Below are 20327 nucleotides of genomic sequence, written 5' to 3' on the forward strand. Positions count from 1 at the left end.
AAAAAGCCGTCAATCACGACGGCTTTTTCGTATCTGCTGTCCCGTAATCAACGCCGGGTCAGCAACACACCCGATTCCATGTGATGCGTCCACGGGAACTGGTCGAACAACGCGCATTTGGTAATACGGTGCGTGTCGTGCAACTGGGCGATGTTCGCCGCCAGGGTTTCCGGGTTGCAGGAGATGTACAGGATATTGTCGAAGCGGCGGGTCAGCTCGCAGGTGTCCGGGTCCATGCCGGCGCGCGGCGGGTCGACGAAGACGCTGCCGAACTCGTAGCTCTTCAGGTCGATGCCTTGCAGGCGACGGAAAGGGCGCACTTCGTTGAGCGCTTCGGTCAGTTCTTCGGCGGACAAACGCACCAGAGTGACGTTGTCCACAGCGTTTTCGCTGAGGTTGCTCAATGCAGCGTTGACCGAGGTCTTGCTGATTTCGGTGGCCAGGACTTTGCGCACGCGCGTGGCGAGCGGCAGGGTGAAGTTGCCGTTGCCGCAGTACAGCTCCAGCAGATCGTCCGTGCGATCGCCCAATGCCTCGTACGCCCAGTTGAGCATCTTCCGGTTCACCGTGCCGTTAGGCTGAGTGAACGCGCCTTCCGGCTGGCGATAGCTGAAAGTGCGACCGCCGACTTCAAGTTTCTCGACCACGTAATCGAGGCCAAGCACTTCGCGTTTACCTTTCGAGCGACCGATGATGCTGACGCCGAGATCCGCCGATAGCTTGGTGGCTGCCGCGTGCCAGTGTTCGTCCAGCGGACGGTGATAGCAAAGGGTGATCATCGCATCGCCGGACAGGGTGGTCAGAAACTCCACCTGAAACAGCTTGTGGCTCAGCGCCGAACTGGCCTGCCACGCCGCCTTCAACTGCGGCATCAACTGATTGATGCGCAGGCTGGCAATCGGGAATTCTTCGATGAGGATCGGCGTGCGTTTGTCGTCCTGGGAGAACATCGCGTAATGCCGCTCGCCGCCTTCGCGCCACAGGCGGAATTCGGCGCGCAGACGGAAGTTCTGCAATGGCGAGTCGAACACGGTCGGCTCGGGGGCATCGAACGGCGCCAGCAGATCACGCAAGCGCGTGACCTTGGCTTGAAGTTGCTCGGCGTAAGCCTGGGAATCGAAAGTCATGCGTTGAACCAACCCAACTTGATCACGAACAGAATCGACAGAATCACCAGCGCCGGGTTCAGCTCACGTGCACGGCCCGACAGCAGCTTGATCGCGGTCCAGGAGATGAAGCCGAACGCGATGCCGTTGGCGATCGAGTAAGTGAATGGCATGGCCAACGTGGTGACCACAACCGGTGCGGCGACGGTGATGTCGTCCCAGTCTATTTCCGCCAGGCCTGAAGTCATCAACACGGCGACAAACAGCAGTGCTGGCGCGGTGGCGAAGGCCGGAACGCTGGCCGCCAGTGGCGAGAAGAACAACGCCAGCAGGAACAGAATCGCCACGACAATGGCCGTCAGACCGGTACGCCCGCCAGCACTGACGCCGGCAGCCGATTCGATGTAACTGGTGGTGGTCGAAGTGCCCAGCAACGAACCGGCCATGGCCGCGCTGCTGTCGGCGATCAGCGCGCGACCCATTTTCGGCATGTGACCGTCCTTGCCCATCAGGCCGGCGCGCTTGGCGACGCCGATCAGGGTGCCGGAGTTGTCGAACAGGTCGACGAACAGGAAGGCGAAGATCACGCTGACCAGACCGATGTCCAGTGCGCCTTTGATGTCCAGTTGCAGGAAGGTCGGGGCCAGCGATGGTGGCATCGAGGTGACGCCGCCGAATGGGGTGAAGCCCATGGCGATGGACACGATAGTCACGGCCAGAATGCCGATCAGCACCGCACCGCGCACTTTCAGCGCTTCGAGGGCGACGATCAGGGCGAAACCGAGGGTGGCAAGAATCGGCGCAGGTTGTTTCAGGTCACCGAGGCCGACCATGGTCGCCGGATTGCTGACGACGATGCCGGCGTTGTGCAGGGCGATCAGCGCGAGGAACAGGCCGATACCGGCAGCAATCGCCGAGCGCAGCGGCAGCGGGATACTGTTGATGATCCATTCACGGATACGGAAGATCGACAGCAGGAAAAACAGCACCGCCGAAATGAACACCGCGCCCAGCGCCACTTGCCACGTGTGGCCCATGTGCAGGACCACGGTGTAGGTGAAGAAGGCGTTCAGACCCATGCCCGGTGCGAGGGCGATCGGGTAGTTGGCGATCAGGCCCATCACCGTCGAGCCGATGGCGGCTGCCAGACAGGTGGCGACGAACACCGCGCCCTTGTCCATGCCGGTCTCGCCGAGAATGCTCGGGTTGACGAACAGAATGTAGGCCATGGCCAGGAACGTCGTGATGCCCGCAAGAATCTCGGTGCGCACGTTGGTGTTGTGTGCCTTGAGTTGAAACAGCCTTTCCAGCATGTCTGCTCCCCGTGGCGCGCGTGGCGCCGTGAATGTATCGACCTCAACAGCAAAGCACAGACCGTCGCAAGCGCCTGGAAAATTGTGGTGGGCCGGAAAAAGCCGCGCATCATACCAGCAGCGTGAGGAATATGGCGGTTGTCGGTGTCGATCGTCGGCGAAGTTTTGCGTTGATGCCAACTGCGCCATACTGCGCGCTGATTTTTTCGGGGCGGGAAGCGCATGAGCAAGTGCTGGATGAAGGTTTTGGGTTTGATTGCCGTACTGATGGCCGGGATGTCGACAGCCTGGGCGGCATCGGCGCCACCGTTGACGCAAGTGAAAGTGATCAAGGTGCAATCGCCAGCCTGTGGTCTTGAAGACATCGGCGATGGGCAGACGCAGACTCAATGCAATCACAGCGGACCGAACATCAAGGTTTACGTGCTCGAAGTCGGCTATGGCAAGAGCCAGCCTCAGGTCGCACTGGACGGTTTTGAAGTGAACGGCACACGTGCCCCGGTGTGTGCCTTTGATAACGGCAACCTGACCGAATGCACTCCCGGCAACAAAACCGTCGGTTCTCTTTATACCTTCGATCTGGCGGGCAAGCAGGAAGGCACCTTCACCTTCAGCAACACCTCGATCAACGCGCCACGCAACACGATGTCGACCCAGCTTTACATCAAGTAACGGCTGTTGCAGCGCGATCCGGGTGAAGCTGACTACGCTTCAAGTATCACCCAGCGGATAACGCCCATGACCTTTAGAGCCCTGATTACCCTCGCCGAGGGCATCGATGATCTGCAAAGCGTGACTCTGATCGACGTGCTGCGCCGCGCCGGTATCGAAGTGGTGGCGGCCAGTATTGAAGGCCGACGCATGCTGACCTGCGCGCGTGGCACACGCCTGACCGCCGACGGCATGCTGGTCGATGTGCTGGCGCAAACCTTTGACCTGATCGTCCTGCCCGGCGGCGCTGTCGGTTCACAACACCTGGCCGCGCACCAACCTCTGCAACAGTTGCTCAAGGATCAATCCAGCGCCGGACGCCTGTTTGCCGCCATCGCCGAATCCCCGGCCGTCGCCCTGCAAACCTTCGGCGTGCTGCGTCAACGACGCATGACCTGTTTGCCCAGCGCCAGTCATCAACTCTCGGGCTGTACGTTTGTTGATCAATCGGTGCTGGTCGACGGTAATTGCATCACCGCGCAAGGCTCCAGCGCTGCGCTGGAGTTTGCCTTGACGCTGGTCGAGCAACTCGGCGGCAAGACCTTGCGGGGGAAAGTGGCGGGGGAGTTGTAATCGCGGAGGTGTCAGGCGTGGACAGCGATCAGTTCGATAACCGGTTGCTCCCGATGCTCCGCTTGCCACAGATCGTAGTCGGTTTGTACGCCTAGCCACACACGCGCCTTGCCAATGCCGGCACGCTCAAGACGCACAGCCAGATCCGGGCTGATTGGCGCATGTCCGTGTAATACACGTGAAAGATGCGGGCGTGCGAAGCCCAAGTGTCGGGCCAATTCGGTCACGATGATGCCAAGCTCGGGCAAAACATCCATCAGCAGTGTTTCACCGGGGTGTGGCGGGTTGTGCATGGGCATGAATCTGCCTCTTGGTAGTCCAGATAGTCGACCAGTTCGATGTCCGAACCGACAAAACGAAAGATCACTCGCCAGTTGCCCGAAACGCTCAGCGACCAGTACTCCGTCAGCTCACCTTTCAATGGATGCAGGCGCCAGCCCGGAAGATCCAAGTCTGCGGGAATCGTAGCGCGATCCATGAACTGCAGCATGCGCGACAGCCGTTTTGCGTGGTCGGCACGAATCCCGCGAGTCGAACCTGTTTCATAGAAGCCGCGAAGGCCTTTGTGCTGAAAGGATTTGATCATGAGCTCGAGTGTAAGGCGATACATTACACTCGGTGCGGTAACTATGTACCGCACATTTTCAGTTTTCTTGTGCTTTGGAGGTTGTCAGACCCTCACTTCTTCCACCGGCACATGCATGCGATCGCGGTTAGCCAATGTCGGAAACAACTTGATCCACGTCCCCGTCACCACCAGCGTGCCGATCCCGCCCATCACCACCGCCGGCACGGTGCCGAACCAGTGGGCGGTGACACCGGATTCGAATTCGCCCAACTGGTTCGAGGCACCGATAAACAGCCCGTTCACCGCGCTGACCCGGCCGCGCATTTCGTCCGGGGTTTCCAACTGCACGAAAGACGCGCGGATGACCATGCTGATCATGTCCGCCGCGCCGAGTACCACCAGCACCGCCAGGGAGAACCAGAACGAGGTCGACAGGCCGAAGGCAATGGTCGCGACGCCAAACACCCCGACCGCGGTGAACATCACCCGGCCGACATTGCGCTCCACGGCAAACCGCGCGAGGAACAGCGACATGCCCAGTGCGCCGACTGCCGGCGCCGAACGCAGCAGGCCGAGGCCCCACGGCCCGGTCAGCAGAATGTCTTTGGCAAATACCGGCAGCAGCGCCGTGGCGCCACCAAGCAACACCGCAAACAGATCCAGCGAAATCGCTCCGAGAATGTCCGGGCGGCTGCGAATGAAGCGAATCCCCGCCAGCAATGAATCCAGCGTGGCTTTGCCTTTGTTCAACGGCGTTTGCCGCGCGGGCAGGTTGAGCATCAGGGTGCAGGCGATCACATAGAGCAGCACCGTCGGGCCATAAACCCAGACGCTGCCGAACGCATATAGCAAACCGCCCAGCGCCGGGGCGACGATCGTTGCCGACTGCTGCGCCGATTGGGCAGCTGCCACTGCCCGAGGGAATAGCGCGCTGGGCACGATGCTCGGCAGCAGTGCCTGGGTGGTCGGCATCTCGAACGAGCGCGCCGCGCCGAGCAGGAAGGCGAGGATGAAGATCATCTCGCGGGTCACGTGATCGGTGGCGCTGCCGATGGCCAATGCCAGCGCGATCAGAGCCTGCAACGACTGACAGATTGCGGCGACTCTACGCCGGTCATAGCGATCGGCGACGTGCCCGGTGTGCAGCATGAACAGCACGCGCGGGGCGAATTCGACCAGCCCGACCAGACCCAGATCGAGGACGTTGCCGGTCAGTTGGTAGAGGTTCCAGCCGATGGCCACGGTGAGCATCTGAAATCCGCTGGCGGTAAAGATCCGCGCGAACCAGAAAGCGAGAAACGGGCGGTGATGACGTAACAGCAGGGGCTCTTGGCTGGGCATCTGAAGGCAGGTCTGGCTCGAGGGGAATGCCGAGGTTATCACCAGTCTGTAACAGGAAGTGGCTATGACAAAAAAATTAGTTAGCCAGACATCGATTTCCGCAAGCTTGGCGCAGGAAATGTCTGGCAGAGCATCGCGGCTGCAATGAGGCAACTTGTCACGCGGCAAACGACCACGCAGTTCATCGGCAAAAATGGGACTACTCTTTCAACGTTGCTTGATCCAGATCAAGACCCAAAAGGAATTGATCCGGTGGCCAGTTGGCCAGACTCCCTGCGTTGCGATGGTTGTTTAAAAAGAACGAATCAGAATTCGCCGCACTCCATATCCGTGGGGGCAGTGGGTGCAGGCCTCCGGGTCCGCAGCCGGTATTACCTGACAGAGGAAGCCATATGTTCGGTTTAGAGGCACTAGATCTCGCCCGAATTCAGTTCGCGTTCACCATCTCGTTCCACATCCTGTTCCCGGCTATCACCATTGGCCTGGCGAGTTACCTCGCGGTACTCGAAGGCCTGTGGCTGAAAACCCGTAACGACACCTACCGTGACCTCTACCATTTCTGGTCGAAGATCTTCGCCGTCAACTTCGGTATGGGCGTGGTCTCGGGGTTGGTCATGGCCTACCAGTTCGGCACCAACTGGAGCCGCTTCTCGGACTTCGCCGGCGCCGTCACCGGGCCGTTGCTGACCTATGAAGTGCTCACGGCATTCTTCCTCGAGGCCGGTTTCCTTGGGGTGATGCTGTTTGGCTGGAACAAGGTCGGGCGCGGGCTGCACTTCTTTTCCACGGTCATGGTGGCGATCGGTACGCTGATTTCGACCTTCTGGATTCTCGCTTCCAACAGCTGGATGCAAACCCCACAGGGCTTCGAGATTGTTAACGGGCAAGTCATCCCCACCGACTGGCTGGCGATCATCTTCAACCCCTCGTTCCCGTATCGCCTGATGCACATGGCGACGGCGGCGTTCGTCGCCACGGCGTTCTTCGTCGGCTCCTCGGCGGCCTGGCACTTGCTGCGCGGCAAGGACAATCCGGCGATCCGCACCATGCTGTCGATGGCGATGTGGATGGCGCTGATTGTCGCGCCGATCCAGGCGGTCATCGGCGACTTCCATGGTCTGAATACGCTCAGGCACCAACCGGCAAAAATCGCTGCGATCGAAGGTCACTGGGAAAACCACGGTGATGAAGCGACGCCGCTGATCCTGTTCGGCTGGCCGGACATGAAAGAAGAGAAAACCAAGTTCGCCGTGGAGATCCCTTACCTCGGCAGCCTGATCCTGACCCACTCGCTGGACAAACAGGTGCCGGCGCTCAAGGAGTTTCCGCCGGAAGACCGGCCGAATTCGACCATCGTGTTCTGGTCGTTCCGGATCATGGTTGGCCTTGGTTTCCTGATGATCTTCACCGGATTGTGGAGCCTGTGGCTGCGCAAACGCGACACGCTCTACACCTCACGGCCGTTCCTGTATCTGGCGTTGTGGATGGGGCCGTCCGGTCTGATTGCGATTCTCGCCGGTTGGTTCACTACGGAAATCGGTCGTCAGCCGTGGGTGGTCTACGGGCTGATGCGCACGGCGGATGCGTCTTCCAACCACAGCTTCATGCAGATGAGCATCACCCTGATCATGTTTGTGGTGGTGTATTTCGCCCTGTTCGGCGCAGGTCTCGGCTACATGATGCGCCTGGTGCGCAAGGGGCCGAAGATCAGCGAGGGCGCGGAAACGCCGGACGGTGGTCCAGGCAAGAAACGCACACCGGCCCGTCCGTTGTCCGCTGCCGACGACTCGGCCGATGCCGATCACGGCGACGACGACATTCGCGTGACCAAGGAGATTTGACTCATGGGTATTGATCTTCCGCTGATCTGGGCCGTGATCATCATCTTCGGCATCATGATGTACGTGGTCATGGACGGCTTCGATCTGGGGATCGGGATTCTCTTCCCGTTCATCCCCGGCAAAGTTGACCGTGATGTGATGATGAACACCGTCGCCCCGGTCTGGGACGGCAACGAAACCTGGTTGGTACTGGGCGGCGCGGCGTTGTTTGGCGCGTTCCCGCTGGCCTATTCGGTGGTGTTGTCAGCGCTGTATCTGCCGCTGATCTTTATGTTGATCGGTTTGATCTTCCGTGGTGTGGCCTTCGAGTTCCGCTTCAAGGCCAAGGACGACAAGCGTCATCTGTGGGACAAGGCGTTCATCGGCGGCTCGGTGGCGGCGACATTCTTCCAGGGCGTGGCGCTGGGTGCGTTCATCGATGGCTTGCCGGTGGTCAATCGGCAGTTCGCTGGCGGTTCACTGGACTGGCTGACGCCGTTCACAATGTTCTGCGGCGCTGCGCTGGTGGTGGCCTATGCCTTGCTCGGCTGCACCTGGCTGATCATGAAAACCGAAGGCAAACTCCAGGAACAGATGCATGACCTGGCACGGCCATTGGCTTTCGTACTGCTGGCCGTGATCGGTATTGTCAGTATCTGGACACCGCTGGCTCATCCGGATATTGCCACCCGCTGGTTCAGCATGCCGAACCTGTTCTGGTTCATGCCGGTACCGATTCTGGTGCTGGTGACGATGTACGGTCTGATCCGCGCCGTGGCGCGCAACGCCAACTATATGCCGTTCCTGCTGACTCTAGTGCTGATCTTCCTAGGCTACAGTGGTCTGGGCATCAGCCTGTGGCCGAACATCGTGCCGCCGTCGATCTCGATCTGGGACGCCGCCGCACCGCCGCAAAGTCAGGGCTTCATGCTGGTGGGCACGCTGTTCATCATTCCGTTCATCCTGGGTTACACCTTCTGGAGCTACTACGTGTTCCGCGGCAAGGTCACCCATGAAGACGGTTATCACTAAGCGAAACCCAGTGGCAGCGAGCCTGCTCGCGATGGCGTCGGCAAGGGCGCCATCGATCTGACTGATGAGGATCGAAACAATGCCCGGCAAACATTCCCTGCACGACATTGAAGAGGCCGAAAAAAAACCGCTGTGGCAGCGGCTCGGCTGGTTGGCCCTGATCTGGGTCGGTAGCGTCGGCGTGCTGTTTATCGCCGCCAGCCTGATGCGTATGTTCATGAACGCGGCAGGCTTGACCACGCACTGAATCATCCCCGTCCCGGCGCCTTCGGGTACGGCTTTGCAACCCTCCTCACGGAGGGTTTTTTTTGTCTGAAGGTTACTTGCGGGCCTTGAGGATCACGAATTTCGGCGTGGCGGCCACTTGCTCGACGCCGCGGAACAGCCGCGCCAGTTTGCTGTGGTAACCCAAATGACGGTTGCCGACGATGTACAGCGCGCCACCCACCACCAGCGCTTCGCGCGCCTGCTGGAACATGCGCCAAGCCAGAAAGTCACCGACCACTTGCTGCTGATGGAACGGCGGATTGCACAGCACCACGTCCAGCGATTGTGCTTCCTGTCCGGCCAGACCGTCGCCTGCACGCACGATCACCTCGCGTTCACCCAGCGCTGCGCGCCAGTTCTCGGCAGCCGATTGCACGGCCATGAACGATTCGTCGACCAGCGTGTACTGCGCATCAGGGTTTTGCAGAGCGCTCGCGATCGCCAGCACGCCATTGCCACAGCCCAGATCGGCGACTCGGGCACTGCCCAGGTTTTTCGGCAGATGCGGGAGGAAGGCGCGTGTGCCGATGTCCAGGCCTTCGCGGCAGAACACGTTGGCGTGGTTAAGCAATTCGATCGACGGCTCGTCGAGGCGATACCGCGAAGGGTAGGGCGAGACAGCCGGAGCTTTTGCTTCAGGTGTGGCGATCAACAGCCGAGCCTTTTTCATCGCCAGAGAGGCTTGTACCGGACCGATGTAGCGTTCAAGCAGATCACCGGCAGCGCGTGGCAGGTGTTTGACCATGGCCGCTGCGATCACTTCGGCGCCGGGCGCGAGCTGCCCTTGCAAGCGGATCAGTTGTTCTTCCAGCAGCGCGAGGGTTTTCGGTACGCGGATCAGTACCCGGTCGAACGGTCCGACCAATGGCTCACTGGCCGGGACACCGCGAATCGCATCAAATGCCTGGCCGTTGCGCAGCAGGTTCTTTTCCAGTCCCTGAAAGCCCAGAAACGAATCGCCGCTGCTGGTGACGGCAACCTTGCCCAGCAGGCTCGCCGCCAGCGCACCGAAACTGTCGTTGAGCACCAATACCCGCGTGTCGGCTGTCGGCTGCTGCGCTGCCAGATGGTTGAGCAGGTATTCATCGGCGGCATCGAACGCTTGCAACGGCTCGTTCTGCTGTTCGGGCTGGCGGATCAGGTCGAGTTGGGCGAAGGGTGTATCGAGCAAAGGCATGGGGCGGGGACTCAGGGTAATCGAGGGGTGTCCCGCAGCCAGCGGGAGCTTGCGGCGGAACCCGACCGAGTGCACTGCAACGCGAGGAAGACTGCGCCATCACTCAGGAAGGGCGTAAATGTTACGTTTTTTTCGTCGGGAATACCCGCAAGTTTTAATCCTTTACAAGGCCTCGCATCTAGATGATGCCAGCTCTGGCTGCCGCAATGACGGCAGAAATCTTGTTGCAGACGTTGAGCTTCTCGATCACGTTTTGTACGTGGTAGTTCACGGTGCGTTCGCTCAGGCTAAGAATCTTCGAGATTTCGTAAGCGGTCTTGCCCCCGGCGGATAACTGCAGAATCTCCAGCTCTCGGGGGGAGAGATGCGGCTGTCGGGTCTTGGCTGCCATGGGGAGCGTGCGGGCGAATAATTCGCTCAAATGACTGGCCGCATAAAAGATGTAGCCGAAATGCTCATACAACTCGAGTGGGCTGATCGGGCAATGCTTGCGCGCCAGGCTGAGAATGCTGCAAAAGCCGCTTGCTTCATGATGGAAAGATTGTGACCAGCCATGTTGCAGACCTTGTTCTTGCAAGCCCTGCCAAAGTTGCGGAGCGTTGGAAAACAGCGCTTCATTCCAGATCACCGGCATCATTGAGTGATTGCAGTGTGCTATTACCGGGTCAACTTCAGAGTAGTGCAATTGCTCATATTGGTCATTCCATTGGGTGGGGTAGTTATTGATTTGCAGAGCGTTCGTCTTTGTTACTTGCTGTGGTGAAGTGACTGATATTGCGAAGAAATTAAATCCCAGGTTTTCGGCAAATCTCAGCAGTATCGGGTAGGCAGTATCAATACCTTTGGCGAAAGTCAGTTGTTTTAACTGTGACTCCTTCCACGTTTCCATTAAAAGTGCTCCGTGCAATGTCTGGGGTGCTTTTGGATCCAACGGGATTAGCACGCAAACGAGTGTAGGACGTTTCCTACTTTGCGTTTTGATTTTTTTGCTCTTAAAGGGAGAGGGCAACTGCATAACGTGTTCTTAAGTACGTGGTGTTATATGTGACTTGTCATCTTTGACAGTTTTTATTGGCAAGTGACGTTTGACAAGACTTGTACAATTCTTGAGAGGTAGTTGAATGCGCGCAATATCATTACGAATCAGTGGTGTTTAAGAGCGCGGCTTTGCGCGAAACTGGTGGCAATCGTTGAATGGAGTGTCCCATGACAGCCAGCGTAGAGAATTTCACCTGCCAGACCTTGCTTGACGTGAAACCCTTGACGCCCAGCCTGTTCACCTTGCGAACCACCCGTGACCCGGGATTTCGTTTTCGGGCCGGTCAGTTCGCCCGCCTCGGTGTGGTCAAGGCTGATGGCAGTACAGTTTGGCGTGCCTACTCCATGGTGTCCTCACCGTTCGATGAGCACCTGGAATTCTTTTCCATTGTGGTGCCCGGTGGCGAATTCACCAGTGAACTGAGTCGACTTGAAGTCGGAGATACGCTGCTGGTGGATCGGCAGGCGTTTGGCTATCTGACCCTGGATCGTTTCGTCGATGGCCGGGATTTGTGGCTGTTGTCCACCGGTACGGGAGTGGCCCCGTTCCTGTCGATTCTGCAGGACTTTGAAGTCTGGGAAAGATTCGCACGGATCATTCTGGTGTATAGCGTCCGGGAGGCGCGCGAACTGGCGTACCAGTCATTGATTGCGGGTCTGGCACAGCGCGATTATCTGGCGGAGCACATCCACAAACTGCAATTCATCCCGACCGTCACGCGAGAGTCACATCCTGGCGCGCTGGCTGGGCGGATTACCACGCTGATCGAAAACGGCGAGCTTGAGCGCGCCGCAGGCGTGGAGCTTTCGGCCGAACACTCCCGAGTCATGCTGTGTGGCAATCCACAGATGATTGACGACACTCGCGCCTTGCTGAAAAAACGGCACATGAGCCTCAGCCTGACCCGTCGACCTGGCCAGGTGGCGGTGGAAAACTACTGGTAAACAAACGGCGCCTCGCAGGCGCCGTTGTGTTTTGTGCCGAAGGTTCAGGGCTGTGTATTTTGTGCCTTGAGCAAATCGCGGATCTCGCCCAGCAATTCCTCTTCCTTGGTCGGAACCGGTGGCAGGCTAGGGGCCACGGCTTCTTCGCGTTTCAGACGGTTGATGGCTTTGACACCCATGAAAATGGCGAAGGCAACGATGATGAAGTCGAGCACAGTCTGCAGGAACTTGCCGTAAGCCAATACCACCGCCGGGCTGTCTCCCACTGCGGCCTTTAGCGTAATGGCCAGGTCACTGAAGTCCACCCCGCCGATCAGCAGGCCGATTGGCGGCATGATCACGTCGCCGACAAACGATGAAACGATCTTGCCGAAGGCCGCACCGATGATGATACCGACGGCCATGTCGACCACATTGCCTTTGACCGCGAAGGCCTTGAACTCACTTATCACGCCCATAGGTTATTTCCTTGTTACAGATGAGTTTGGTGTACGCAGTGTAAATCAGCAAAACGCGTCCTGCGCGAAACACCTTCTTACAATGCCCGTTTTTATCGACACATTAATCGACGATTAGTTTGCAAAGTGCCATCAATCGCGCGCGTTATATCCGGTAACTCGCTGATCAGAAAGCCAATTTTATCAATCATGGCGTTACGTTCTTTCTATTTATGTTCGACGTCGCAGGCCTCTAGCCTTGGCTTGGCGCATCTGGATGCGCCCCAAAACAACCAGAGGATCCTGATATGAACTCCGCACTTGGACTGGGGGCTTTTCCCCGTCGCCGTACCTTCGGTGTACTCACCGCCAGCTTGCTGACCTTCTCCGTTAACGCCGCGCCGCTGACTCGCGATAACGGTGCCGCAGTGGGCGACAATCAGAACTCGCAGACTGCCGGCGTCAACGGCCCGGTGCTGCTGCAGGATGTGCAACTGATTCAGAAGTTGCAGCGTTTTGACCGTGAACGCATTCCCGAGCGCGTGGTTCACGCTCGCGGTACCGGCGCCCATGGCACCTTCACCGTGACCAACGATCTTAGCGACCTGAGCAAGGCCAAGGTGTTCGCCGCCGGCCAGAGCACGCCGGTATTTGTGCGCTTCTCTGCGGTGGTGCACGGCAATCACTCGCCGGAAACCCTGCGTGACCCACGGGGTTTCGCCACCAAGTTCTACACGGCCGATGGCAACTGGGACCTCGTCGGTAACAATTTTCCGACCTTTTTCATCCGTGACGCGATCAAGTTTCCCGACATGGTGCACGCCTTCAAACCCGATCCACGGACTAACCTCGATGACGATTCGCGTCGCTTCGACTTCTTCTCCCATGTACCGGAGGCCACTCGCACGCTGACCGAGTTGTATTCGAATTCGGGAACTCCCGCCAGTTATCGAGAAATGGACGGTAACGGCGTACATGCCTACAAGTTGATCAACGCCAAGGGCGAAGTTAACTATGTAAAGTTTCACTGGAAGAGCTTGCAGGGCATAAATAATCTGACGCCAAAGCAAGTCGCTAACGTTCAGGGTCAAGATTACAGTCATATGACCAATGATCTGGTGAGCAACATTAATAAAGGTAACTTCCCGAAATGGGACTTGTACATTCAAGTGCTGAAGCCACAAGATTTGTCCAAGTTTGATTTTGATCCATTGGACGCAACGAAGATCTGGCCGGGTATTCCAGAACGGAAAGTTGGACAAATGGTGTTGAACCGTAATCCGGCTAATGTCTTCCAGGAAACCGAACAAGTGGCCATGGCGCCAGCGAATATTGTTCCGGGTATTGAGCCTTCCGAAGACCGTTTATTGCAAGGTCGAGTGTTCTCTTATGCCGATACGCAAATGTATCGCCTGGGTGCCAATGCGCTGCAATTGCCGATCAATGCGCCAAAAGTTGCCGTGAATAATGGCAATCAGGATGGCGCGATGAACTTCGGCGCCAGCAACAGCGGCGTGAACTATCAGCCGAGCCGACTGCAACCCCGAGACGAGACGCCAGGTGCGCGTTATAGCCAGTCGGCGCTGTCGGGCAGCACGCAGCAGGCGAAGATCCAGCGTGAGCAGAACTTCAAGCAGGCCGGTGATCTGTATCGCTCGTTCAGCCAGCAGGAGCGCAAGGACCTGATCGACAGCTTCGGCGGCTCGCTGGCGACCACCGATGAGGAGAGCAAGCACATCATCCTGTCCTTCCTTTATAAGGCCGACCCGGAATACGGGACCGGTGTGACCAAAGTGGCCAAGGGTGACCTGAGCCGGGTCAAGACGTTGGCGGCCAAACTGGCCGACTGATCTCGACGCCGTGCAGCGCGGGGCCTGATTCAGGCCCCGTTCTGCCCAAGGAGAGTGTTTATGCGTCCCTATCTCTTACTGTTACTCGCCTGTCTGTCCTTTACAGCGCAGGCCGGGCAAAGCCCTGAGGCGATCAAGGCACAGCTGCAGGATTACTATTTCGATGCCGCCCGGCGCGGTGACGTGCCGATGCTCGACACCTTCATCGAGTCCGGCTATTCCCTCGATACCCGCGACAGCAAAGGCTACACCGCGCTGATTCTCGCGGCTTATCACGGTCAAGCGCCGGCGGTGGAGCGGTTACTCGCGGCCGGCGCCGATGCCTGTGCGCAAGATCAACGTGGCAACACCGCGCTGATGGGGGCGATTTTCAAAGGTGAAATACAGATCGCCCGCCGTTTGATGGCCACCGATTGCAGCCCCGATCAGCGTAACGGCGCCGGGCAGACGGCGGCCATGTACGCCGGATTGTTCAAGCGCCTGGAATTGCTCGATGGGCTCAAGGCCAAGGGCGCCGACCTCAATGCCGAAGACCCGTTGGGCAATAGCGCCGCGCGTCTGGCCAACGGCGAAATCCGCACCGCCGCGCCGCGCTGAGCGGTGGCTGCGTTATCATCGCGGTTTTTGCCGGGGGATCCAGATGGCCAAGGCCAAGCGCATGTACGGCTGCACTGAGTGCGGCGCAACCTTTCCCAAGTGGGCGGGCCAGTGCGGCGAGTGCGGCGCCTGGAACACCCTGACTGAAACCATGATCGAGAGCGGTGGTGCCACCGCGCCGACCGGCCGCACCGGTTGGGCCGGGCAGCAGGCGCAGATCAAGACGCTGGCCGAAGTCAGCATCGAAGAGATTCCGCGTTTCTCCACCGCGTCCGGTGAACTGGATCGGGTTTTGGGCGGCGGTCTGGTCGATGGTTCGGTGGTGTTGATCGGCGGTGATCCTGGCATCGGCAAATCGACGATCCTGTTGCAGACCCTGTGCAATCTCGCCAAGAGCATGCCGGCCCTTTATGTCACTGGCGAAGAATCCCAGCAGCAAGTGGCCATGCGCGCCCGGCGCCTCGGCTTGCCCCAGGATCAACTGCGGGTGATGACCGAAACCTGCATCGAAACCATCATTGCCACGGCCCGTCAGGAAAAGCCCAAGGTGATGGTGATCGACTCGATCCAGACGATCTTCACCGAACAGCTGCAATCGGCACCTGGCGGCGTATCGCAAGTGCGCGAGAGTGCGGCGTTGCTGGTGCGTTACGCCAAGCAAAGTGGTACGGCGATTTTCCTCGTCGGCCATGTCACCAAGGAAGGCGCGCTGGCGGGGCCTCGCGTTCTCGAGCACATGGTCGACACCGTGCTGTATTTCGAAGGCGAGTCCGATGGGCGTTTGCGTTTGCTGCGTGCGGTGAAAAACCGTTTCGGCGCCGTTAACGAACTCGGCGTGTTTGGCATGACTGACAAGGGTTTGAAAGAAGTCTCCAACCCGTCGGCGATTTTTCTCACTCGCGCGCAGGAAGAAGTCCCGGGCAGTGTGGTCATGGCGACGTGGGAAGGCACGCGGCCGATGCTGGTGGAAGTGCAGGCGCTGGTCGATGACAGTCATCTGGCCAATCCGCGCCGGGTGACGTTGGGGCTGGATCAGAACCGTTTGGCGATGTTGCTGGCGGTTTTGCATCGCCATGGCGGGATTCCGACGCACGACCAGGATGTGTTTCTTAATGTGGTCGGTGGGGTGAAGGTGCTGGAGACGGCATCGGATCTGGCGCTGATGGCGGCGGTGATGTCGAGCCTGCGCAATCGGCCGTTGCCGCATGATCTGCTGGTGTTTGGTGAAGTGGGTCTGTCCGGCGAAGTGCGCCCGGTGCCGAGCGGGCAGGAGCGTTTGAAGGAAGCGGCCAAGCATGGCTTCAAACGGGCGATCGTGCCGAAGGGCAATGCACCGAAGGAATCGCCTCCGGGCTTGCAGATCATTGCCGTGACCCGCCTCGAACAGGCCCTTGACGCGCTTTTCGAATAAACCACCGACCCCTGTAGGAGTGAGCCTGCTCGCGATAGCGGTGAACCAGTCAACGCAAATGTTGAATGACAAATCGCTATCGCGAGCAGGCTCACTCCTACATTGGATCTGTGGTGGATTCTAGATTTCGATCAGGGCGCCCAACTCGCGCTCCAGTTCGGCCTCGTCAGCCAGGTTCAGCTCGATCAAGCGCCGCAAGCGCTGGATCGATTCCAGGCTGATATGTCGGCAGACAAAACCCAGCTGGCCTTTTTCTTCATGGGCCAGTTGCACATCCATCTCGATATCCACGTCATCGCTCAGATGAATATCGACGAAAAAATCCTGCTCCCTATCCCCAAGCCAAGGCTCCGGCCTTTCGATCAGCAATCCTTTGAGCGACAGGTCGATCAGCTTGACCGGCCAGATGTACTCGCCCTGACTCAGCTCGGTACTGGCATCGAACGCAATACGTTTGAAACGACGTCGATTGGTGGGGTGCTCGCTCATGGCGCAATCCTCATGAAGGTTCGCTGACTATAGACCGCGAATGCGGGCGCCAGCCAATCGCTAAAGCGTCTAGACCAACGTCGGGGTATGGCCTTTGGCGCCGTAAGCGCTAAACTCGGGGTGGCTGTCTTTCTTGTCCACCCTGGCTGGAATAATAAAATGAAAAATAATAATAGCCTGCTACGCCACTTACCCTGGCTAGTGCTGGCAATCGTAGGAGCGTGCGCCCTGGGCGTAGTGGCATTGCGCCGCGGCGAGGCGATCAACGCCTTGTGGATTGTGGTCGCCGCTGTGGCCATTTATCTGGTTGCGTACCGTTACTACAGTCTGTTCATCGCCAACAACGTGATGCAACTTGATCCACGTCGGGCCACCCCCGCCGTGCTCAACAACGACGGTCTGGACTATGTGCCGACCAACAAACACATTCTTTTCGGTCACCACTTCGCTGCCATCGCTGGCGCGGGGCCTCTGGTCGGCCCGGTATTGGCCGCGCAGATGGGCTACTTGCCCGGCACGCTCTGGCTGATTGCCGGTGTGGTGCTGGCGGGCGCGGTGCAGGACTTCATGGTGCTGTTCATGTCGACCCGGCGCAACGGCCGTTCCCTGGGCGACATGGTGCGTGAAGAAATGGGCCGCGTGCCCGGCACCATCGCCCTGTTCGGCTGCTTTCTGATCATGATCATCATCCTCGCGGTGCTGGCGCTGATCGTGGTTAAAGCGTTGGCCGAGAGCCCGTGGGGCATCTTCACCGTGATGGCAACCATCCCGATCGCGATGTTCATGGGCATTTACATGCGCTACATCCGCCCGGGCCGCATCGGCGAGATCTCCGTGGTCGGCGTATTGCTGCTGCTCGGTTCGATCTGGCTCGGCGGGCAGATTGCTGCTGATCCGGTGTGGGCCAAGGCGTTCACCTTCACCGGCGTGCAGATTACCTGGATGCTGGTCGGTTACGGTTTCGTCGCTGCATCGCTGCCGGTGTGGCTGATTCTGGCACCGCGTGACTACCTGTCGACGTTCCTCAAGATCGGCACCATCGTCGCCCTGGCGATCGGTATTCTGATCACCATGCCTGAGCTGAAAATGCCGGCGCTGACCCAATTCGTCGACGGCACTGGCCCGGTGTGGAAGGGCGGCCTGTTCCCGTTCCTGTTCATCACCATCGCCTGCGGTGCGGTATCGGGTTTCCACGCACTGATTTCTTCGGGCACCACGCCGAAGCTGCTGGATAACGAAACCAACGCCCGTTACATCGGTTACGGCGGCATGCTGATGGAGTCGTTCGTGGCGATCATGGCCATGGTTGCCGCGTCGGTGATCGAGCCAGGCGTGTACTTCGCCATGAACAGCCCGGCTGCCGTGGTCGGCAGTGATGTCGCATCGGTAGCGCAAGTGGTCAGCAGTTGGGGCTTCGCGATCACGCCGGAAGCGCTGCAAGCCGTGGCGCATGACATTGGTGAAACCACCATCCTGGCCCGTGCCGGTGGTGCGCCGACCCTGGCGGTCGGTATCGCGCAGATCCTGCACAGTGTCCTGCCGGGTGAAAACACCATGGCGTTCTGGTACCACTTCGCGATCCTGTTCGAAGCGCTGTTCATTCTGACGGCTGTGGACGCTGGCACCCGTGCCGGGCGCTTCATGCTGCAGGACCTGCTCGGCTCCTTCGTTCCGGCGCTGAAACGCACCGAATCGTGGACCGCCAACCTGATCGCCACCGCCGGTTGTGTGGCGATGTGGGGCTGGTTGCTGTACCAGGGCGTGATCGATCCGCTGGGCGGCATCAACACCCTGTGGCCACTGTTCGGTATCTCTAACCAGATGCTGGCCGGTATCGCGCTGATGCTCGGCACCGTGGTCCTGATCAAGATGAAGCGCCAGCGCTACATCTGGGTCACCCTGCTGCCAGCCACTTGGCTGTTGATCTGCACCACGACTGCCGGTTTCATCAAACTGTTCGATGCCAACCCGGCGATCGGCTTCCTGTCGCTGGCCAAGAAGTACAGCGATGCGCTGGCCAATGGTCAGGTGCTGGCCCCGGCAAAAAGCGTCGAGCAGATGCAGCACGTGATCTTCAACGCTTACACCAACGCAACGCTTACCGCGCTGTTCCTGTTCGTGGTCTTCAGTATCCTGTTCTATGCGCTCAAGGTCGGCATCGCCGCCTGGGGCAAAAAAGAGCGTACGGATAAAGAATCGCCATTCCAGGCTCTGCCGGATGCGTAACCAGAGGATTGCAGCATGTTCAATGACCTGAGTCGCCTCGGTAAATACCTCGGTCAGGCCGCGCGCCTGATGGTCGGCATGCCCGACTACGACACCTACGTCGAGCATATGCAAACCAAGCACCCGGACAAACCGGTGATGAGCTACGAGATGTTCTTCCGCGAACGTCAGGAAGCCCGTTACGGTGGCAAGGGTGGGCCGAAGTGCTGTTGAGATGACAGCACGAGGTTGAGGTAATCCCCTGTGGGAGCGAGCCTGCTCGCGAAAGCGGTGTGTCATCGAGCAATGATGTCGACTGACACGACCCCTTCGCGAGCAGGCTCGCTCCCACAGTTGTTTTTGTGTTGTTCATTCATTTTGTGAAGGGGATCAGTTTTGTCTTCTCCCATACCTGTAACGGTACTCAGCGGTTTCCTCGGCGCCGGCAAGACCACTTTGCTGCGGCATATTCTGAAGGCCGAGCACGGCCTGAAAATCGCCGTGATCGAAAACGAATTCAGCGACGCCGGCATCGACACTCAGTTGCTGGGTGATGAGCCGGTGCAAGTCATGACCCTGGCCAACGGCTGCGTCTGCTGCACCATTCACACCGACCTGACCAAGGCGCTGTACTTGCTGCTTGAGCGTCTCGACAGCGGCGAAATCGCCTTTGATCGTCTGGTCATCGAGTGCACGGGTCTGGCCGACCCTGCTCCGGTGGCACAGACCTTCTTCATCGACGAAGAACTGCGCGAGCGTTACCTGCTCGACGGCATCATCACCCTGGTCGATGCCGCTCACGCTGAAGTACATCTGAGCCAGACCATCGCCCAGGCACAGATCGGTTTCGCTGACCGCTTGCTGGTGAGCAAGACCGATCTGGTCGACGAAGCCACGTTCACCGCGCTGAGCGAACGTCTGACGCGGATCAACCGTCGCGCGCCGATCCGCGTGGTTGAGCACGGCAACATTGATCTGGCAGAGCTGCTGGATGTGCGCGGCTTCAACCTCAACGCCGATCTTGGCGGCGGATTGAGCTTGCGCCCGGTCAGCAAGGCACCGTCGATTGATCGTATTTCCAGTCTGGTGCTGCGCACCGATCAGCCGCTGGATATCGATCAGCTCAGCGAGTTCATGAATGAACTGCTGGAAGAACACGGCAAGCAATTGCTGCGGTACAAGGGTGTGCTGAACATTGCCGGTGAGGATCGGCGCTTGGTGTTTCAGGGCGTGTTGAAGCTTTATGGTTTCGACTGGGACACGGAGTGGGCCGAGGGTGAGGCGCGGGAGAGTGTGATTGTGTTTATTGCTGATGAGTTGCCGGAAGAGAAGATTCGGGCGGGGTTTGCCAGAGTGGCTTCTGCCTGATGGATCTTGGTTGTCAGTGATGGCCTCTTCGCGAGCAGGCTCGCTCCCACAGTGGACCGCGTTGTGTCAGGAAGAATGC

At 58.9% G+C, this 20327-nt stretch carries 21 protein-coding genes; 12 read left to right on the forward strand and 9 right to left on the reverse strand.

What is annotated here, in order from left to right:
• Window positions 1–47 precede the first annotated feature (47 nt).
• The gene (trmA, locus tag ACOYXJ_RS13490; RefSeq protein WP_460369903.1) at window positions 48–1127 is read right to left on the reverse strand and encodes a tRNA (uridine(54)-C5)-methyltransferase TrmA; all 1080 of its coding nucleotides are present in this window, start codon (window positions 1125–1127) and stop codon (window positions 48–50) included.
• A complete protein-coding gene (locus ACOYXJ_RS13495) occupies window positions 1124–2419 on the reverse strand; it encodes an NCS2 family permease (RefSeq protein WP_460369905.1) in 1296 nt (431 codons plus the stop codon). The genes trmA and ACOYXJ_RS13495 overlap by 4 nt, the downstream gene beginning before the upstream one ends.
• Before the next feature lie 222 nt (window positions 2420–2641).
• On the opposite strand from ACOYXJ_RS13495, the gene ACOYXJ_RS13500 reads away from it, so the two are divergent.
• Both ACOYXJ_RS13500 and ACOYXJ_RS13505 read left to right on the forward strand, forming a co-directional pair.
• Window positions 2642–3091 (forward strand): DUF4879 domain-containing protein, encoded by a 450-nt coding sequence (locus ACOYXJ_RS13500; RefSeq protein WP_150794005.1) that lies wholly within the window; start codon window positions 2642–2644, stop codon window positions 3089–3091.
• Between the two features lie 66 nt (window positions 3092–3157).
• Entirely contained in the window at window positions 3158–3703 is a 546-nt protein-coding gene (locus ACOYXJ_RS13505) for a DJ-1 family glyoxalase III (protein WP_150794006.1), read from the forward strand.
• A gap of 11 nt (window positions 3704–3714) precedes the next feature.
• Here ACOYXJ_RS13505 and ACOYXJ_RS13510 read toward each other — a convergent pair whose 3' ends face one another.
• From ACOYXJ_RS13510 to ACOYXJ_RS13520, 3 genes are all read right to left on the reverse strand, one after another.
• Window positions 3715–4002: a HigA family addiction module antitoxin gene (locus ACOYXJ_RS13510; RefSeq protein WP_460369908.1), complete on the reverse strand. Its 288-nt coding sequence runs from the start codon at window positions 4000–4002 to the stop codon at window positions 3715–3717.
• Complete coding sequence (locus ACOYXJ_RS13515) at window positions 3960–4289, reverse strand: type II toxin-antitoxin system RelE/ParE family toxin (protein ID WP_150751718.1); 330 nt, start codon at window positions 4287–4289, stop codon at window positions 3960–3962. The genes ACOYXJ_RS13510 and ACOYXJ_RS13515 overlap by 43 nt, the downstream gene beginning before the upstream one ends.
• Before the next feature lie 84 nt (window positions 4290–4373).
• Window positions 4374–5612 (reverse strand): MFS transporter, encoded by a 1239-nt coding sequence (locus tag ACOYXJ_RS13520; RefSeq protein ID WP_460369911.1) that lies wholly within the window; start codon window positions 5610–5612, stop codon window positions 4374–4376.
• 392 nt (window positions 5613–6004) lie between these two features.
• Here ACOYXJ_RS13520 and ACOYXJ_RS13525 point away from each other — a divergent pair, with 392 nt between their 5' ends.
• The 3 genes from ACOYXJ_RS13525 to ACOYXJ_RS13535 all read left to right on the forward strand — a co-directional run bounded on the left by ACOYXJ_RS13525 (window position 6005) and on the right by ACOYXJ_RS13535 (window position 8711).
• The gene (locus tag ACOYXJ_RS13525) at window positions 6005–7453 is read left to right on the forward strand and encodes a cytochrome ubiquinol oxidase subunit I (protein WP_460369913.1); all 1449 of its coding nucleotides are present in this window, start codon (window positions 6005–6007) and stop codon (window positions 7451–7453) included.
• Between the two features lie 3 nt (window positions 7454–7456).
• A complete protein-coding gene (cydB, locus tag ACOYXJ_RS13530) occupies window positions 7457–8464 on the forward strand; it encodes a cytochrome d ubiquinol oxidase subunit II (protein ID WP_007909749.1) in 1008 nt (335 codons plus the stop codon).
• Between the two features lie 79 nt (window positions 8465–8543).
• Complete coding sequence (locus tag ACOYXJ_RS13535) at window positions 8544–8711, forward strand: DUF2474 domain-containing protein (RefSeq protein WP_007909751.1); 168 nt, start codon at window positions 8544–8546, stop codon at window positions 8709–8711.
• 72 nt (window positions 8712–8783) lie between these two features.
• On the opposite strand, the gene ACOYXJ_RS13540 is transcribed toward ACOYXJ_RS13535, so the two are convergent.
• Together ACOYXJ_RS13540 and ACOYXJ_RS13545 are read right to left on the reverse strand one after the other, a co-directional pair.
• Window positions 8784–9908, reverse strand: a complete 1125-nt coding sequence (locus ACOYXJ_RS13540) for a methyltransferase (protein WP_460369915.1) — start codon at window positions 9906–9908, stop codon at window positions 8784–8786.
• Window positions 9909–10086: 178 nt separating this feature from the next.
• The gene (locus ACOYXJ_RS13545) at window positions 10087–10797 is read right to left on the reverse strand and encodes an autoinducer binding domain-containing protein (protein ID WP_150794010.1); all 711 of its coding nucleotides are present in this window, start codon (window positions 10795–10797) and stop codon (window positions 10087–10089) included.
• 317 nt (window positions 10798–11114) lie between these two features.
• Here ACOYXJ_RS13545 and ACOYXJ_RS13550 point away from each other — a divergent pair, with 317 nt between their 5' ends.
• On the forward strand, window positions 11115–11891 hold the full coding sequence (locus ACOYXJ_RS13550) for a ferredoxin--NADP reductase (protein WP_095121689.1): 777 nt from the start codon (window positions 11115–11117) through the stop codon (window positions 11889–11891).
• 44 nt (window positions 11892–11935) lie between these two features.
• On the opposite strand, the gene mscL is transcribed toward ACOYXJ_RS13550, so the two are convergent.
• On the reverse strand, window positions 11936–12349 hold the full coding sequence (mscL, locus tag ACOYXJ_RS13555) for a large-conductance mechanosensitive channel protein MscL (RefSeq protein ID WP_102899944.1): 414 nt from the start codon (window positions 12347–12349) through the stop codon (window positions 11936–11938).
• A gap of 287 nt (window positions 12350–12636) precedes the next feature.
• Between mscL and katB the strand changes: the two genes are divergently transcribed.
• Genes katB through radA form a run of 3 tightly spaced genes read left to right on the forward strand, consistent with a single transcriptional unit; the run spans window position 12637 to window position 16186 of the window.
• Entirely contained in the window at window positions 12637–14178 is a 1542-nt protein-coding gene (gene katB, locus ACOYXJ_RS13560) for a catalase KatB (protein ID WP_460369918.1), read from the forward strand.
• Window positions 14179–14238: 60 nt separating this feature from the next.
• Window positions 14239–14775 carry an ankyrin repeat domain-containing protein gene (locus ACOYXJ_RS13565; RefSeq protein ID WP_460369920.1) on the forward strand — a complete coding sequence of 179 codons (537 nt, stop codon included), beginning with the start codon at window positions 14239–14241 and terminating at the stop codon, window positions 14773–14775.
• A 43-nt stretch (window positions 14776–14818) separates the two neighbouring features.
• Window positions 14819–16186, forward strand: coding sequence for a DNA repair protein RadA (gene radA, locus ACOYXJ_RS13570; RefSeq protein WP_007909773.1), 1368 nt, complete (start codon window positions 14819–14821; stop codon window positions 16184–16186).
• A 120-nt stretch (window positions 16187–16306) separates the two neighbouring features.
• Here radA and ACOYXJ_RS13575 read toward each other — a convergent pair whose 3' ends face one another.
• Window positions 16307–16675: a PilZ domain-containing protein gene (locus ACOYXJ_RS13575; protein WP_460369922.1), complete on the reverse strand. Its 369-nt coding sequence runs from the start codon at window positions 16673–16675 to the stop codon at window positions 16307–16309.
• 159 nt (window positions 16676–16834) lie between these two features.
• On the opposite strand from ACOYXJ_RS13575, the gene ACOYXJ_RS13580 reads away from it, so the two are divergent.
• From ACOYXJ_RS13580 to yjiA, 3 genes are all read left to right on the forward strand, one after another.
• Window positions 16835–18901, forward strand: a complete 2067-nt coding sequence (locus ACOYXJ_RS13580) for a carbon starvation CstA family protein (RefSeq protein WP_095121699.1) — start codon at window positions 16835–16837, stop codon at window positions 18899–18901.
• A gap of 15 nt (window positions 18902–18916) precedes the next feature.
• Entirely contained in the window at window positions 18917–19114 is a 198-nt protein-coding gene (locus ACOYXJ_RS13585; RefSeq protein ID WP_003228401.1) for a YbdD/YjiX family protein, read from the forward strand.
• A gap of 162 nt (window positions 19115–19276) precedes the next feature.
• On the forward strand, window positions 19277–20248 hold the full coding sequence (yjiA, locus tag ACOYXJ_RS13590) for a GTPase (RefSeq protein ID WP_460369926.1): 972 nt from the start codon (window positions 19277–19279) through the stop codon (window positions 20246–20248).
• Window positions 20249–20327 lie beyond the last annotated feature (79 nt).

It is taken from the genome of Pseudomonas sp. Tul2A7 (genome assembly GCF_054790505.1).

Coding starts and splice junctions, on each gene's coding strand:
- ACOYXJ_RS13540 (WP_460369915.1), bottom strand. CDS start 9,908: ATGCCTTTGCTCGATACACCCTTCGCCCAACTCGACCTGATCCGCCAG.
- ACOYXJ_RS13520 (WP_460369911.1), bottom strand. CDS start 5,612: ATGCCCAGCCAAGAGCCCCTGCTGTTACGTCATCACCGCCCGTTTCTC.
- katB (WP_460369918.1), top strand. CDS start 12,637: ATGAACTCCGCACTTGGACTGGGGGCTTTTCCCCGTCGCCGTACCTTC.
- ACOYXJ_RS13510 (WP_460369908.1), bottom strand. CDS start 4,002: ATGCCCATGCACAACCCGCCACACCCCGGTGAAACACTGCTGATGGAT.
- ACOYXJ_RS13565 (WP_460369920.1), top strand. CDS start 14,239: ATGCGTCCCTATCTCTTACTGTTACTCGCCTGTCTGTCCTTTACAGCG.
- mscL (WP_102899944.1), bottom strand. CDS start 12,349: ATGGGCGTGATAAGTGAGTTCAAGGCCTTCGCGGTCAAAGGCAATGTG.
- ACOYXJ_RS13505 (WP_150794006.1), top strand. CDS start 3,158: ATGACCTTTAGAGCCCTGATTACCCTCGCCGAGGGCATCGATGATCTG.
- ACOYXJ_RS13575 (WP_460369922.1), bottom strand. CDS start 16,675: ATGAGCGAGCACCCCACCAATCGACGTCGTTTCAAACGTATTGCGTTC.
- ACOYXJ_RS13500 (WP_150794005.1), top strand. CDS start 2,642: ATGAGCAAGTGCTGGATGAAGGTTTTGGGTTTGATTGCCGTACTGATG.
- ACOYXJ_RS13495 (WP_460369905.1), bottom strand. CDS start 2,419: ATGCTGGAAAGGCTGTTTCAACTCAAGGCACACAACACCAACGTGCGC.
- ACOYXJ_RS13550 (WP_095121689.1), top strand. CDS start 11,115: ATGACAGCCAGCGTAGAGAATTTCACCTGCCAGACCTTGCTTGACGTG.
- ACOYXJ_RS13580 (WP_095121699.1), top strand. CDS start 16,835: ATGAAAAATAATAATAGCCTGCTACGCCACTTACCCTGGCTAGTGCTG.
- ACOYXJ_RS13545 (WP_150794010.1), bottom strand. CDS start 10,797: ATGGAAACGTGGAAGGAGTCACAGTTAAAACAACTGACTTTCGCCAAA.
- trmA (WP_460369903.1), bottom strand. CDS start 1,127: ATGACTTTCGATTCCCAGGCTTACGCCGAGCAACTTCAAGCCAAGGTC.
- radA (WP_007909773.1), top strand. CDS start 14,819: ATGGCCAAGGCCAAGCGCATGTACGGCTGCACTGAGTGCGGCGCAACC.
- cydB (WP_007909749.1), top strand. CDS start 7,457: ATGGGTATTGATCTTCCGCTGATCTGGGCCGTGATCATCATCTTCGGC.
- ACOYXJ_RS13525 (WP_460369913.1), top strand. CDS start 6,005: ATGTTCGGTTTAGAGGCACTAGATCTCGCCCGAATTCAGTTCGCGTTC.
- ACOYXJ_RS13535 (WP_007909751.1), top strand. CDS start 8,544: ATGCCCGGCAAACATTCCCTGCACGACATTGAAGAGGCCGAAAAAAAA.
- ACOYXJ_RS13515 (WP_150751718.1), bottom strand. CDS start 4,289: ATGATCAAATCCTTTCAGCACAAAGGCCTTCGCGGCTTCTATGAAACA.
- ACOYXJ_RS13585 (WP_003228401.1), top strand. CDS start 18,917: ATGTTCAATGACCTGAGTCGCCTCGGTAAATACCTCGGTCAGGCCGCG.